12 protein-coding genes are annotated in these 13,904 nt (G+C 61.4%); 7 read left to right on the top strand and 5 right to left on the bottom strand.

Annotated elements, in window-relative coordinates:
* Position 1 precedes the first annotated feature (1 nt).
* The 6 genes from HXW87_RS16065 (at position 2) to HXW87_RS16090 (ending at position 5,102) form a co-directional block, all read left to right on the top strand.
* Positions 2-664, top strand: coding sequence for an amino acid ABC transporter permease (locus tag HXW87_RS16065; RefSeq protein ID WP_041064595.1), 663 nt, complete (start codon positions 2-4; stop codon positions 662-664).
* Positions 661-1,458, top strand: coding sequence for an amino acid ABC transporter ATP-binding protein (locus tag HXW87_RS16070; RefSeq protein ID WP_131671739.1), 798 nt, complete (start codon positions 661-663; stop codon positions 1,456-1,458). Before HXW87_RS16065 ends, HXW87_RS16070 begins: the two co-directional genes overlap by 4 nt.
* A gap of 29 nt (positions 1,459-1,487) precedes the next feature.
* The gene (locus HXW87_RS16075; protein WP_007912330.1) at positions 1,488-1,877 is read left to right on the top strand and encodes a RidA family protein; all 390 of its coding nucleotides are present in this window, start codon (positions 1,488-1,490) and stop codon (positions 1,875-1,877) included.
* A 130-nt stretch (positions 1,878-2,007) separates the two neighbouring features.
* The gene (locus HXW87_RS16080) at positions 2,008-2,772 is read left to right on the top strand and encodes an IclR family transcriptional regulator (RefSeq protein WP_041064579.1); all 765 of its coding nucleotides are present in this window, start codon (positions 2,008-2,010) and stop codon (positions 2,770-2,772) included.
* Between the two features lie 43 nt (positions 2,773-2,815).
* A complete protein-coding gene (locus tag HXW87_RS16085) occupies positions 2,816-4,030 on the top strand; it encodes an amino acid deaminase (RefSeq protein ID WP_239776565.1) in 1,215 nt (404 codons plus the stop codon).
* A gap of 139 nt (positions 4,031-4,169) precedes the next feature.
* Positions 4,170-5,102 carry a sugar kinase gene (locus HXW87_RS16090; protein WP_239776567.1) on the top strand — a complete coding sequence of 311 codons (933 nt, stop codon included), beginning with the start codon at positions 4,170-4,172 and terminating at the stop codon, positions 5,100-5,102.
* A gap of 115 nt (positions 5,103-5,217) precedes the next feature.
* Here the strand turns inward: HXW87_RS16090 and HXW87_RS16095 are convergent, their stop codons facing one another.
* Positions 5,218-5,493: a peptidylprolyl isomerase gene (locus HXW87_RS16095; protein ID WP_239776569.1), complete on the bottom strand. Its 276-nt coding sequence runs from the start codon at positions 5,491-5,493 to the stop codon at positions 5,218-5,220.
* Positions 5,494-5,532: 39 nt separating this feature from the next.
* Positions 5,533-8,082, bottom strand: coding sequence for a PAS domain-containing sensor histidine kinase (locus tag HXW87_RS16100; protein ID WP_239776579.1), 2,550 nt, complete (start codon positions 8,080-8,082; stop codon positions 5,533-5,535).
* A gap of 133 nt (positions 8,083-8,215) precedes the next feature.
* Here HXW87_RS16100 and HXW87_RS16105 point away from each other — a divergent pair, with 133 nt between their 5' ends.
* On the top strand, positions 8,216-9,328 hold the full coding sequence (locus HXW87_RS16105; protein ID WP_239779160.1) for a PilT/PilU family type 4a pilus ATPase: 1,113 nt from the start codon (positions 8,216-8,218) through the stop codon (positions 9,326-9,328).
* A 110-nt stretch (positions 9,329-9,438) separates the two neighbouring features.
* Here HXW87_RS16105 and HXW87_RS16110 read toward each other — a convergent pair whose 3' ends face one another.
* The 3 genes from HXW87_RS16110 to HXW87_RS16120 all read right to left on the bottom strand — a co-directional run bounded on the left by HXW87_RS16110 (position 9,439) and on the right by HXW87_RS16120 (position 13,734).
* Positions 9,439-11,394 carry an acetoacetate--CoA ligase gene (locus tag HXW87_RS16110; RefSeq protein WP_239776588.1) on the bottom strand — a complete coding sequence of 652 codons (1,956 nt, stop codon included), beginning with the start codon at positions 11,392-11,394 and terminating at the stop codon, positions 9,439-9,441.
* A 167-nt stretch (positions 11,395-11,561) separates the two neighbouring features.
* The gene (hbdH, locus tag HXW87_RS16115) at positions 11,562-12,335 is read right to left on the bottom strand and encodes a 3-hydroxybutyrate dehydrogenase (RefSeq protein WP_041064562.1); all 774 of its coding nucleotides are present in this window, start codon (positions 12,333-12,335) and stop codon (positions 11,562-11,564) included.
* A 7-nt stretch (positions 12,336-12,342) separates the two neighbouring features.
* Complete coding sequence (locus HXW87_RS16120; RefSeq protein ID WP_047294785.1) at positions 12,343-13,734, bottom strand: GntP family permease; 1,392 nt, start codon at positions 13,732-13,734, stop codon at positions 12,343-12,345.
* Positions 13,735-13,904: the final 170 nt, after the last annotated feature.

Consider the following 13,904-nt stretch of genomic DNA (forward strand, 5'->3'; position numbering starts at 1 on the left):
GATGTACGAATCTCCCAGTTGGTTGCATGAGTTGTGGGTCGCTCGCGAGACCTTGTTGCAAGGGTTTCTGACCAGTGTGCAGGTGTCGGCGCTGGCGATTCTGTTCGGCACGCTGCTCGGCGTCGTCGCCGGTCTGGTGCTGACTTACGGCAAGTTCTGGATGCGCGCGCCGTTTCGTTTTTACGTTGACCTGATTCGCGGTACGCCGGTGTTTGTGTTGGTGCTGGCCTGCTTCTACATGGCGCCGGCGCTCGGTTGGCAGATCAGCGCGTTTCAGGCCGGTGCGCTGGGTCTCACGCTGTTTTGCGGCTCGCACGTTGCCGAGATCGTGCGCGGTGCCTTGCAGGCCTTGCCGCGTGGGCAGATGGAAGCGAGCAAGGCGATTGGCCTGACGTTCTATCAGTCCCTCGGTTATGTGTTGCTGCCACAAGCGCTGCGGCAGATCCTGCCGACCTGGGTCAACTCGTCCACCGAAATCGTCAAGGCTTCGACCTTGCTCTCGGTGATCGGCGTCGCCGAACTGCTGCTCAGCACCCAACAGATCATCGCCCGGACCTTCATGACTCTGGAGTTCTACCTGTTCGCCGGTTTTCTGTTCTTCGTCATCAACTACGGCATCGAATTACTCGGCCGGCACATTGAAAAGCGGGTGGCCCTGCCATGACTCAAGCTCAAGTTTCCAACGTTTCAAATGGCCAGCCACTGCTGGATATCCGTGGCCTGCACAAACAGTACGGCGCAGTCGAAGTGCTCAAGGGCGTCGATCTGAGCATGCAGCGTGGCAACGTCGTGACGCTGATCGGCTCCAGCGGTTCGGGCAAGACCACCTTGCTGCGCTGCGTGAACATGCTCGAAGAGTTCCAGGGCGGGCAGATCCTGCTCGACGGCGAGTCCATCGGCTATGACGAGGTCGGCGGTAAACGTGTGCGCCACGCGGAAAAAGTCATTGCCCGCCATCGCGCCATGACCGGCATGGCCTTCCAGCAATTCAATCTGTTCCCGCATCTGACAGCCTTGCAGAACGTCACCCTCGGTCTGCTCAAGGTGAAAAAAATGCACAAGGACCAAGCCGTCGCGCTGGCCGAGAAATGGCTGGAGCGGGTCGGCCTGCTGGAGCGGCGCAATCACTTTCCCGGGCAGTTGTCCGGCGGTCAGCAACAGCGCGTGGCGATTGCCCGGGCGATTGCGATGAACCCGAGCCTGATGCTGTTCGACGAAGTCACCTCGGCCCTCGATCCGGAGCTGGTCGGTGAAGTGTTGAACGTGATCAAGGGGCTGGCCGAAGACGGCATGACCATGCTGCTGGTGACCCACGAAATGCGTTTCGCCTTCGAGGTCTCGGACAAGATTGTTTTCATGAATCAGGGGCGGATCGAAGAGCAGGGGCCTCCCAAGGAGCTGTTCGAACACCCGCAATCGCCGCGTCTGGCTGAGTTTCTCAAGAGCACGCGGTTCTAATTTTTGCTTTGTAATCAGGAGAGCTACCCATGAGCATTACTCGATACGGCACCGGCAGCACGGCTGCTGGCGGTCAGCCACGTCCTTTCGCGCGCGCCGTTGAAGCGGACGGCTGGCTGCACGTCTCCGGCCAGGTGCCGGCAGTGGACGGCGAGATCATCGTTGGCGGCATCGTCGAGCAGACCCACCAGACCATGAAGAACCTGATCGCGATTCTCGAAGAGGCCGGTTATGGCCTGGAAGATGTGGTGCGGGCCGGGGTGTGGCTGGACGATCCCCGGGATTTCAGCAGTTTCAACAAGGTTTTCGGCGAGTACTTCAAGCCTGAACATGCCCCGGCGCGGGCCTGTGTGCAGGCGAGCATGATGGTCGATTGCAAGGTCGAGATCGATTGCATCGCGTACAAGAAAAAGGCCTGATTGTCGTCGGCTCTTGTAGGAGCTGCCGAAGGCTGCGATCTTTTGGCAATTTTGGATGCACCACGAAGGCAAGATCAAAAGATCGCAGCCTGCGGCAGCTCCTACAGAGGCATTTTGAGTGAGTACTGACATGACCGAAGACACCATCAAACGCCGGGCCCGTGGTCTGGACCGGGCGTTCGATATCCTCGATTTCCTCAAGGAGATCGGCCAGCCGCTGCGTCCGAATGACATCGCCAACGGTATCGGCAGCCCGAAATCCACGGTCTACGAACTGGTGGCGTCGTTGCTGGAGCGACGGATTCTGGAGCCGGTGGGCAAGGACGGGCACGTCTATCTCGGTCGTCAGTTGTACTTCCTCGGGCAGGCGCACCTGCGCCATTTCGACCTCAGTCGCGAGGCCGATCATGCCTTGCAGGATATCGTCAGCCAGACCCGGGAAACCGCGCAGATGTGCCTGCTCAACGGGCGCAAATACACGGTGGCGTTGATGAAGGAGGGCGAGCGGCATTTCCGCATTTCGTCCGACATCGGCGAAAACGCGCCGATCCCGTGGACTGCATCCGGACGCCTGCTGCTGGCGCATTTGAGCGACCAGCAGATCATCGACCTGATCGACGAAGACGACTACATCCTGCCCGACGGCGAACGACTGCCGCTCGAGCGCTTTCTGGCGGAAATTCGGCAGGCCGGGATCGACGGTTTCTTCTCCTTCGACAGCGTGGCCGACACCTTCACCCATTGCTTCGCCGCGCCGGTCAAAGACCCCAATGGTGTGGCCATCTGCACCCTGTGCATCGTCGCCCCACGGGCCGATGCGAAAAACAATTACGACGACTATCGCCGGGTGCTGATCGAGAGCGCCAACAGCCTCGCCCGGCGTATCAACGAATAACCGCGGCGGCCTGCGGCCGCGACTGAATGCGAGGAGTTTGACCATGACGACTGCCATCAATACCGCTGTGGAAAAGGGCGCCGCTGCCATTGGCGCGCACCTTGTGCGTGACGTCAGCCTGCCGGCGCTGGTGCTGCACCGCGAGGCGCTGGAGCACAACATTCGCTGGATGCAGACGTTCGTCAGCGACAGCGGCGCCGAACTCGCGCCCCACGGCAAAACCAGCATGACCCCGGCGCTGTTCCAGCGTCAGCTCGACGCCGGCGCGTGGGGCATCACCCTCGCCAGCGCCACCCAGACCCGCGCCGCGTATGCCCACGGCGTACGGCGGGTGTTGATGGCCAACCAACTGGTCGGCACGCCGAACATGGCGCTGATTGCCGATCTGCTGGCAGACCCGGATTTCGATTTCTACTGCATGGTCGATCACCCGGACAACGTCGCCGATCTGGGCGCCTACTTCGCTTCGCGCGGAGTGAAGTTGAACGTGATGATCGAGTACGGCGTGGTCGGTGGCCGCTGCGGTTGCCGCAGCGAACAGGAAGTCATCGCACTGGCCCAGGCGATCAACGCGCAACCGGCGCTGGCCCTGACCGGCATCGAAGGTTACGAAGGGGTGATTCACGGCGATCACGCGGTCAGCGGTATTCGTGAATTTGCCGCGTCACTGGTGCGGCTGGCGGTGCAATTGCAGGACAGCGGCGCGTTTGCCATTGCCAAGCCGATCATCACTGCCTCGGGTTCGGCGTGGTACGACCTGATCGCCGAGTCGTTTGAGACGCAGAATGCGGGCGGACGCTTCCTCAGCGTGCTGCGCCCGGGCAGTTATGTCGCCCACGACCATGGTATCTACAAGGAAGCGCAATGCTGCGTGCTGGATCGTCGCAGCGATCTGCACGAAGGCCTGCGTCCGGCGCTGGAAGTCTGGGCCCACGTGCAATCGCTGCCTGAGCCGGGTTTTGCGGTGATCGCCCTCGGCAAGCGCGACGTGGCATTTGATGCCGGTTTGCCGGTGCCGTTGCTGCGTTACAAGGCCGGCGTTGTGCCGGCGGTCGGCGACGATGTCGGCACGTGCAAGGTGACGGCGGTGATGGACCAGCATGCGTTCATGAGTGTGGCGCCGGGGGTTGAGTTGCGGGTCGGCGATATCATTTCCTTCGGCACCTCGCACCCGTGTCTGACCTTCGACAAGTGGCGGGTGGGGTTGTTGGTGGATGAGCAGTTAGCGGTGGTCGAGAACATGGGGACTTGTTTCTAAGGCTTGAGACCGCGTTGCGGCGATTCGCTGGCAAGCCAGCTCCCACAGGAATCTCATGAGTTGTGAAGATTGTGTGGGAGCTGGCTTGCCAGCGAAGAGGCCAGATCAAACACCACCGAATCAGCAGAGACGCCACCCGATGACCACCCTCAGCCCCCTGGGCCCGAACACCCCGCGCATCGCCCTGATCGGCGAATGCATGATCGAACTCCAGCACCGCGCCGACGGCAGCCTGCAGCAAAGCTTCGGCGGCGATACCTTGAACACGGCGGTGTATCTGTCCCGCGCCCTGGGCGACAACGCTCAGGTCGATTACGTCACTGCGCTGGGCGATGACAGCTTCAGCGATGCCATGTGCCAGAGCTGGGCCGATGAAGGCATTGGTCAGGATCTCGTGCAGCGTCTGCCCGGTCGATTGCCGGGCCTGTACTGCATTCAGACCGACGCCAACGGCGAGCGACGTTTCCTCTACTGGCGCAATGAGGCGGCGGTGCGCGATTGCTTTACCACTCCGGCGGCGGAGCCGATTCTTGCAGCGCTGCCGGATTACGACGTGCTGTATTTCAGCGGCATCACCCTCGCTGTGCTTGGCGCCAAGGGCCGTGAGCGTTTGATCCAGACCCTCATCGAAGCCCGGCAGCGCGATGCGCGGATCGTCTTCGATAACAACTATCGGCCACGTTTGTGGGCGTCACAGGAAGAGGCGCGGGCGGCCTATCGCAGTGTGTTGTCGCATGTCGATCTGGCATTGCTGACCGTCGATGACGAGCAGGCACTGTTCCACTTTGCCGATTGCGACACGGTGTTTGAGGCGTACGCGCAGATCGGCACGCCGGAAGTGGTGCTCAAACGTGGCGCCGAGGCGTGCCTGATTCGTTGTGATGGCGAGGCGTTCGAAGTGCCGGCGCAGAAGGTCGAGAAGGTCGTGGATACTACGGCGGCGGGGGATTCGTTCAGTGCGGCGTATCTAGCCAGGCGTTTGCTGGGTGGCAGTCCGGTGGAAGCGGCGCAGGCTGGGCATTGGCTGGCGAGTAGGGTGATTCAGGTGCCGGGAGCCCTGATCCCCAGATAATCGGCGAATGGCCGATTGCTGCGCAATCGGTTCGCGGGCAAGCCCGCTCCCACAGGGTACGCATTCCAAACTGTGGGAGCGAGCTTGCTCGCGAAGAGGCCCTGAGGCCAAGCACTCAATCGCGGAAAAACACCTGCACCAGGTGATAGCCAAACTTGCTCTTGATCGGTCCGTGCACTGTGCGCAACGGTTTCTTGAAAATCACCGCATCAATCGCGCCGACCATCTGGCCCGGCCGCACTTCACCCAGATCGCCGCCGCGCTTGCCGGTCGGGCAGGTCGAGTATTTCTTCGCCAGCACATCAAACGCTTCGCCCTTGGCAATGCGTTGTTTGAGCTGTTCGGCCTCTTCGGCGGTTTTCACCAGAATGTGGCGGGCTTGGGCTTTCATCGTGCGATACCTGTAACGGGGTGACGGCGGGGCGCGGGATTATGCCTCAAGTGACGGCGTTTGGTTGATCATCTCGCGGATCTTGTTCGCCAGCACTTCAATCGAAAACGGCTTGGCCACCATGTCCATGCCGTCCTCGAGAAAGCCCTGACGCTCCGCGGCTTTCTGCGCATAACCGGTCATGAACAGCACCTTCAGTCCCGGGCGATGCTGGCGGGCGATTTCCGCCAGTTGCCGGCCGTTCATCCCCGGCAGACCAACGTCGGTCACCAGCAAGTCCACACGCAACTCCGATTCCAGCAGCGGCAGGGCGGCGCTGGCATCGGCCGCTTCGTGGGCGAGGTAACCCAGCTCCTTGAGCAGGTCGAGCACCAGCATGCGCACCGCCGGGTCATCTTCGACCACGACCACAGTTTCCCCGCAAGTGGCCGTCGGCGCTGCATTGAGGGTTTCCACGACTGGCCGTTCGGGCTCCAGCAGGTTCAGGCGCGGCAAGTACAGGCGCACACAGGTGCCCTGATTCGGCAAACTGTCGAGGCTGACATGGCCACCCGATTGCTGGGCGAAGCCATAAATCATCGACAGCCCGAGACCCGTGCCCTGACCAATCGGTTTGGTGGTGAAGAACGGATCGAAGGCCTTGGCGCGCACTGATGGCGTCATGCCGGTGCCGTTGTCGCTGACCGCCAGCATCAGGTAGTCGCCGGCCTTGACCGGTTCGAGGGTGGTGATGTCGTTGCCGTCGAGGTAGACGTTGGCGGTTTCGATCAGCAGTTCGCCGCCGTCGGGCATGGCGTCGCGGGCGTTGATCACCAGGTTGAGCAGGGCGTTTTCCAGTTGGCTGACGTCGGTGCTGATCGGCCACACATCGTCGGCCAGGCGCAGCGTGAGTTCGATCGGGTCACCCTTGGTGCGGCGGATCAAATCTTCCAGCGAATGAATCAGTTCGTTGACGTTGAGGGTCTTGCGATCCAGCGACTGCCGACGGGAGAACGCCAGCAGGCGATGGGTCAGGGCGGCTGCACGGTTGGCCGACGACACCGCCGCTTCGGTGAAACGGCCGATTTCCTCGGCGCGGCCGTCGGCGATGTAACGCTGCATCAGGTCGAGGCTGCCGATGATCCCGGTGAGCATGTTGTTGAAGTCGTGGGCGATACCGCCGGTGAGCTGGCCGACCGCTTCCATTTTCTGCGCATGGCGCAACGCATCTTCGGCGCGCTCGCGTTCGAACATCTCGTTCTGCAGGCGCTGATTGGCCTGGGCCAGTTGTTCGGTACGGGCGCTGACCCGTTCCTCAAGGGTTTCATTGAGGTTGCGCAGTGCCTCTTCGGTCTTTTTCCGTTCACTCTCGTCGATCACGAAAATATAGAAACCGTTGACTGAGCCATCGGCGCCGTGGCGCGGCAGGTAATTCATCAGCGCATGACGGCTGCTGCCGTCACGGTGCGGGGTGTACAGGCTGAACGAGCAGGGACGCCCGGCCAGCGCCTCGGCGATGTACGGCGCGCGCAGGAAATAGGCTTCTTCGCCGATCACTTCGCGAATGGTGCGGCCATACAATTCCTGAGGCGTGAGGCCGTACCAGTCCAGATACGCGGCGTTGTTCAAGCGGAAGCGCTCTTCGTGGTCGACGTAACTGATGAGGATCGGCATCGCGTTGATGATCAGCTGCAATTCGGTCTGGCTCTGACGCAGCGCCTGCTCGGTGTGTTTGCGCTCGGTCAGGTCCAGCGCGGCGCCGAGGAAACGCACGGGTCGCCCGTGGTGGTCCTTGTAACAGCGGCCACGGGCAAACACCCAGCGCAGTTCGCCGTCGGCTTTGAGCAGCCTGTATTCCTCGGCGTATTCGGTACCGTGGGTAATGCAATGCTTGATGCTGCGGGCGATCAACGCGCGGTCTTCGGGGTGCACCCCTTGCAGGTAATCGCTGATCGGCAGTTGACTGGCCAGCGCCGGATCAATGCCGTGCAGTTGGGCGAAATGGGCATCGGCGATGAAGCGGTCTTCACCGATGTCCCAGTCCCAGGTGCCGACGGCATCGGTAGCGGCCAGCGCCAGTTGCAGGCGTTCCTCGGTGTCGCGCTGGGCCTTGAGGCTTTCTTCGGAACGACGTTGCAGTTCAAGGGCGATACGCCGGCGCTCATTGGTTTCGATGGCCGTGACCAGAATTCCGGCCACTTGCGCATCTTCATCGCGGATGGGGCTGTAAGTCAGGTCCAGCCAGAAGTCGGACTCCTTTCCTTCGCGTTGCAGGGTAAATCGCCGTTCGCTGTAGGTGCGCACCTGGCCTTGTAGGACGGCTCGATAAATCGGGTCGGTAAAGTCCTGAAGTTCTGGCCATATCAGGTGCGCCGGCTGTCCGAAAGCGTGCGGATGCTTGCTGCCGGCGAGCATCGCAAAGCCATTGTTGTAGATCTGTGTGAGCTGCGGCCCCCACAACAGCAGCATCGGCATCGGCGAGTGAATCACTATATCCACCGCGGTGCGCAGGCTTTGCGGCCAGGTGCCGGCGGCGCCCAGCGGAGTGCGGCTCCAGTCGATACGGGCGATCAGGGCTTGGGCGTCATCGGGGGTGGGTGCTGCGTTCATCACATCTATCCTGAGCGTCGGTCAGTGCGTTGGCATCTACTATTCTTGCACTTGCGGTAGACGCTGTATGACCCGTTACGTCACGACAGCGGGTCATTTCTGTTCATTGAATGCTTCGCGGGTGCTTATTGCCATGGAAATCGATGCACTGTTGCTCCGTCTGTCGAGCCAGCACGGCTCGGATCTGTTTCTGTCCACGGGAGCGCCACCCAGTGCGCGTATCGATGGCGTGCTGACGCCGTTCAGCGAGCAGCCATTCAAACCCGGTGAGGTCGAGGCCATCGCCAGCTCCCTGATGGACGCCGAGCAGCGGCGCGAGTTCGATCGGGATCTGGAAATGAACCTGGCTGTTTCACGTACGGGCATCGGCCGTTTTCGGGTGAACATCTTCAAGCAACGCAACGACGTGTCAATCGTGATCCGCAACGTCAAACTCGATATTCCGCGTTTCGAAGACCTTAAGCTGCCGCCGGTGTTACAGGAAACGGTAATGCTCAAACAAGGGCTGATCCTGTTCGTTGGTGCCACCGACTCCGGTAAATCCACCTCGCTGGCCGCACTGATCGACCATCGTAATCGCCACAGCAGCGGGCACATCATCACCATCGAAGACCCGGTGGAGTATATCCATCGACACAAGCGCTCGATCATCAATCAACGCGAAGTCGGCGTCGATACCCGCAGTTTCCATGCGGCGCTGAAAAACACCCTGCGCCAGGCCCCGGACGTGGTGCTGATCGGTGAAATCCGTGACCGCGAAACCATGGAACATGCGCTGACGTTCGCCGATACCGGGCACCTGGTGCTGTCGACGCTGCATGCGCACAACGCCAATCAGGCGCTGGACCGCATCGTCAATCTGTTCCCCGAAGAGCGCCGCCCGCAGTTGCTGCATGCGCTGGGCAACAATCTCAAGGCGTTCGTCTCGCAACGGCTGGTGCGCACGTTGGACGGTCAGCGCCGCGCAGCGGTCGAAGTGATGCTCGGCACGCCGACCATTGCTGACCTGATCCGTCGCAACGAATTGGGTGAACTCAAAGGCATCATGGAGAAGTCCGGCGAGGTCGGCATGCAGACCTTCGACGCAGCGCTGTATACGCTGGTGGTGGAGGGCGTGATCAGTGAAGACGAAGCACTCAAGCATGCCGATTCACAAAACAATCTGCGCCTGCGTTTGAAACTGCATGCCGAAGCGGGCCCGGCGCCCGCGCCTTCATCATCAGGCGATTGGGGCCTGATGGATTAACACCTCACCCCTGTGGGAGCGAGCTTGCTCGCGAAAGCGGTGTATCAGTCACATTACTATCGACTGCCGGGTGGCATTCGCGAGCAAGCTCGCTCCCACAGGAGGAACGTTTAGTCCGACAGCTCCGGGCGATTGCGAAACTGCTCCAGCGCTTCAGGATTGGCCAGCGCATCAGTGTTCTTCACCGGTTCGCCATGCACCACATTGCGCACCGCAAGTTCGACCACTTTGCCACTGATGGTGCGCGGAATATCGGTCACCGCGACGATCTTCGCCGGCACATGACGCGGTGTGGTATTGGCGCGGATCACCTGGCGGATCTGTAGTTGCAGGTTGTCATCGAGCGTCACGCCCTCCTGCACACGCACAAACAGCACCACGCGCACATCGTCCTGCCATTGCTGCCCGATCGCCACGCTATCCAGCACCTGCGGGACTTTCTCGACCTGACGATAAATTTCCGCCGTACCGATGCGCACGCCGCCGGGGTTGAGCACGGCGTCGGAGCGACCGTGGATCAGCATCCCGCCGTGGGGCAATTGTTCGGCGTAATCGCCTTGGGCCCAGACGCCGGGGAACAGGCTGAAATAGGATTTGCGCAGCTTTTCGCCGTCAGGGTCGTGCCACAGACCGACGGGCATGGCCGGGAAGTGCCGGGTGCAGACCAGTTCACCTTTTTCGCCGACCACTGCAACGCCGGCGTCGTTCCACACTTCAACCGCCATGCCCAGGCTCTTGCCCATGATTTCGCCGCGGCGCACGGGCGACAGCGGGTTGCCGTTGACGAAGCACGAGACCACATCGGTGCCGCCGGACATCGACGCCAGGCACACGTCGCGCTTGAAGTCGCGGTAGACGAAGTCATAGCTCTGCGGCGACAGCGCGGAGCCGGTGCAGAGCAAGGTCTTCAGGCTACTCAGATCATGGCTTTGCACAGGCTTCAAACCACTGCTTTCCAGTGTCGCGAGAAACTTGGGGCTGGTGCCGAACACGCTGATGCGCTCGTCGTCGATCAGACCCAGCAGTCGCTCGTGGCCGGGGTGAAACGGCGAGCCGTCATACAACACCACCGCGCTGCCGACCGCGAGAGCCGAGACCAGCCAGTTCCACATCATCCAGCCGCAAGTGGTGTAGTAGAACAATCGGTCACCGGGGCCGAGATCGACGTGCAGGCCATGCTCCTTGGCATGCTGCAACAGCACGCCGCCGGTGCTGTGCACGATGCATTTCGGTACGCCGGTGGTGCCGCTGGAATACAGCACGTACAGCGGGTGATTGAACGGCACCGGTACAAACCGCGGTTCGCCGCCGGGTTGGTAGAAGTCGTTCCACAACGTCACGTTGGCACGGGTGTGGAAATCCTCGGCACGGGCCTGCGCGCGAGCGTAGGGCACGATGATCAACTGCTGCAGCGATGGCAGTTGCGCGAGGATTTCGTTGACCTTGGTGGTTTGATCAATGTCTTTGCCGGCGTAACGGTAGCCGGCGCAAGTGATCAACACTTTGGGTTCGATCTGGCCGAAGCGGTCGATCACGCCGTGGGTGCCGAAGTCCGGCGACGAGCACGACCAGATCGCCCCGAGGCTGGTGGTCGCGAGCATCGCCACCAGGGTCTGCCAGGTATTGGGCATGCACGCGGCCACTCGGTCGCCGAGGCTGACACCGGCGGCTTGCAGGCTGGCCTGAAAACCGGCGACGTGCTCGGCGAGTTCGGCCCAGGTCAGTTGTTCGCGCTGACCGTTTTCCGCCACGGCGATCACCGCAACTGCATCGTCACGACGGCGCAGCAAGTGTTCGGCAAAGTTCAGGGTCGCGCCGGGGAACCATTCGGCACTGGGCATTTGCGCGCCTTCACGCAGGACGGCGTCGGGTTGGGTGTGAAAGCGGATATCGAAGAAATCGACGATCGCCTGCCAGAACGCTTCGCGCTGATCCACGCTCCAGCGGTGCAGATCGGTGTAGCTGCTCAGCGCCAGGCCATGACGCTGATTGATATCGCGGCGGAACTGATCCATGCGCGATTGGGCGATACGCTCGGCATCGGGTTGCCAGAGGAGGTCGGACATTGGTTTGCCTCTTGTTTTGTTGTTCCAGCACACAGGTCAGCGTGCAGCACTTAATTCTGTGGCGAGGGAGCTTGCTCTCGATCGGCTGCGCAGCAGTCGTAAATTGCCGCGGGCGGCTTCGCCACCCAGCGGGAGCAAGCTCCCTCGCCACAGCGGTCTTGAGCTGCTTATTGCGCCAACCACCCCCCATCAATATTCCACGCCGCCCCCCGCACCTGGCTGCCAGCCTCGCTGCACAGAAACAACACCAGTTCCCCCAGATGCTGCGGTGTGACGAACTCCAGCGACGGCTGCTTCTCCGCCAGTAAATCATGCTGCGCCTGCTGCGGATCGACCCCTTTGGCAGCGCGATCATCGATCTGCTTCTGCACCAGCGGCGTCAACACCCAGCCGGGGCAGATCGCGTTGCAGGTGACGTTGCTGGTAGCCGTTTCCAGGCCGACCACTTTGGTCAAACCGATCACCCCGTGCTTGGCCGCAACATACGCGGCTTTGCCAGTCGAACCCACTTGACCATGCACCGAGGCAATATTGACGATCCGCCCCCAACCCTTGGTGCGCATGCCCGGCAGGCTCAGGCGGGTGCTGTGAAACACCGAGGACAGGTTGATCGCGATGATTGAATCCCAGCGCTCCACCGGAAATTCCTCCACGGCCGCCACATGCTGAATCCCGGCGTTGTTGACCAGAATGTCGACGCCGCCGAATTCGCGTTCGGCGTAAGCGATCATGTCGGCAATCTGCGCCGGGTCGCTGACGTCCGCCGGGTGGTGACCGACCTTGCCGCCGAACTGGCCGACCTCGGCGATCACGCTCGACGCATCACCGAAACCGTTGAGAATCAGGTTGGCGCCGGCCTTGGCCAGGCTCAGGGCGATGCCCAGACCGATGCCGCTGGTGGAACCGGTAACCAGTGCGGTCTTGCCCGAAAGAGTCGTCATGAATACCTCACACAATGCCAGTGGCGTAGAAAGTACCGATCACTACGAAGACCGCCAGGGTCTTGATCAGCGTAATACAGAAAATGTCTTTGTAGGCTTCGCGGTGGGTCAGGCCAGTGACCGCCAGCAAGGTGATCACCGCGCCGTTGTGCGGCAGGGTGTCCATGCCGCCGCTGGCCATCGCGGCCACGCGGTGCAGCACTTCCAGCGGAATGTTCGCCGCGTGCGCCGCGGCGATGAACTGCTCGGACATCGCCGCCAGCGCGATACTCATGCCACCCGACGCCGACCCGGTGATGCCCGCCAACAGGGTCACGGTGATGGCTTCGTTGACCAGTGGATTGGGGATTTGCTTGAGCCAGTCGGCCAGCACCAGGAACCCCGGCAACGAGGCGATTACCGCACCGAAACCGTATTCCGAGGCGGTGTTCATCGCTGCCAGCAACGCGCCGCTGACCGCACTTTTGCTGCCTTCGGCGAGTTTGCTGCGGATCGCCTTGAAGCCGAACACCAGCACCATCAGGATGCCGATCAGCAATGCCGCCTGCACCGCCCAGATTGCGGTGAGCTTGGCGATTTCCGTGGTTACCGGCGTGGCCATGCCGGGCAGCGCGAGGCTGTGGGTCTTGCCGTACCACTGCGGAATCCACTGGGTGAACAGCAGGTTCATGATGCCCACCGCCAGCAGCGGTGAGAGGGCGATCCATGGGTTCGGCAGTTTCAGGTCTTCGGCGGTTTCCGGTTCGTTACGCAGTTCGGTGCCATAGCCCTCACCAGCCCGCTGGGCCTTGTTGCGTTGGCGCTGCAAGAACAGCATGCCGACGCAGAACACGAAAATCGTGCCGATCACGCCCAGCCACGGCGCGGCCCATGCGGTGGTGTTGAAGAACGTGCTGGGGATGATGTTCTGAATCTGCGGCGTACCGGGCAGGGCGTCCATGGTGAACGAGAACGCGCCGAGGGCGATGGTCGCCGGGATCAGGCGCTTGGGGATGTTGCTCTGGCGGAACATTTCCGCGGCAAACGGATACACCGCGAATACCACCACGAACAACGACACGCCGCCATAGGTGAGCAGGGCGCAGACCAGCACGATCACCAGCATCGCCTGACGGGTGCCGAGCAAGCGAATCGCTGCGGCCACGATCGAACGGGAGAACCCCGACAACTCGATCAACTTGCCGAACACGGCGCCAAGCAGAAACACCGGGAAGTACAGCTTGATGAAGCCGACCATTTTCTCCATGAACACCCCGGTGAAGGCAGGGGCGACGGCGGAGGGGTCGGTCAGCAGGACAGCGCCGAGGGCGGCAATCGGGGCGAAGAGAATGACGCTGTAGCCACGGTAGGCGGCGAGCATCAGCAGCGCAAGGGCTGCCAAGGCAATGATCACACTCATGGAGTGTCTCCAGGGATTGTTATTTTTGTGGGTGTTGCGGGTGCAGGAGAGGCGTTAGCGAGATCTGTGCCAGATATTCAACTTGTTGAAATATAAGGTTTTTATAGAGTTTTTCGATCAGCTATTCGAAGCAATGTCTCGATAGTGAGACTTTTTTTGAGGCGAAAAGA

Source organism: Pseudomonas sp. Y5-11, assembly GCF_022368695.1.
GTDB classification, from domain to species: Bacteria; Pseudomonadota; Gammaproteobacteria; order Pseudomonadales; family Pseudomonadaceae; genus Aquipseudomonas; species Aquipseudomonas parakoreensis.

Bases quoted from the DNA above. Each gene is read 5' to 3' on its own strand.
- HXW87_RS16065 (WP_041064595.1), top strand. From the start codon at position 2: ATGTACGAATCTCCCAGTTGGTTGCATGAGTTGTGGGTCGCTCGCGAG.
- HXW87_RS16070 (WP_131671739.1), top strand. From the start codon at position 661: ATGACTCAAGCTCAAGTTTCCAACGTTTCAAATGGCCAGCCACTGCTG.
- HXW87_RS16075 (WP_007912330.1), top strand. From the start codon at position 1,488: ATGAGCATTACTCGATACGGCACCGGCAGCACGGCTGCTGGCGGTCAG.
- HXW87_RS16080 (WP_041064579.1), top strand. From the start codon at position 2,008: ATGACCGAAGACACCATCAAACGCCGGGCCCGTGGTCTGGACCGGGCG.
- HXW87_RS16085 (WP_239776565.1), top strand. From the start codon at position 2,816: ATGACGACTGCCATCAATACCGCTGTGGAAAAGGGCGCCGCTGCCATT.
- HXW87_RS16090 (WP_239776567.1), top strand. From the start codon at position 4,170: ATGACCACCCTCAGCCCCCTGGGCCCGAACACCCCGCGCATCGCCCTG.
- HXW87_RS16095 (WP_239776569.1), bottom strand. From the start codon at position 5,493: ATGAAAGCCCAAGCCCGCCACATTCTGGTGAAAACCGCCGAAGAGGCC.
- HXW87_RS16100 (WP_239776579.1), bottom strand. From the start codon at position 8,082: ATGAACGCAGCACCCACCCCCGATGACGCCCAAGCCCTGATCGCCCGT.
- HXW87_RS16105 (WP_239779160.1), top strand. From the start codon at position 8,216: ATGGAAATCGATGCACTGTTGCTCCGTCTGTCGAGCCAGCACGGCTCG.
- HXW87_RS16110 (WP_239776588.1), bottom strand. From the start codon at position 11,394: ATGTCCGACCTCCTCTGGCAACCCGATGCCGAGCGTATCGCCCAATCG.
- hbdH (WP_041064562.1), bottom strand. From the start codon at position 12,335: ATGACGACTCTTTCGGGCAAGACCGCACTGGTTACCGGTTCCACCAGC.
- HXW87_RS16120 (WP_047294785.1), bottom strand. From the start codon at position 13,734: ATGAGTGTGATCATTGCCTTGGCAGCCCTTGCGCTGCTGATGCTCGCC.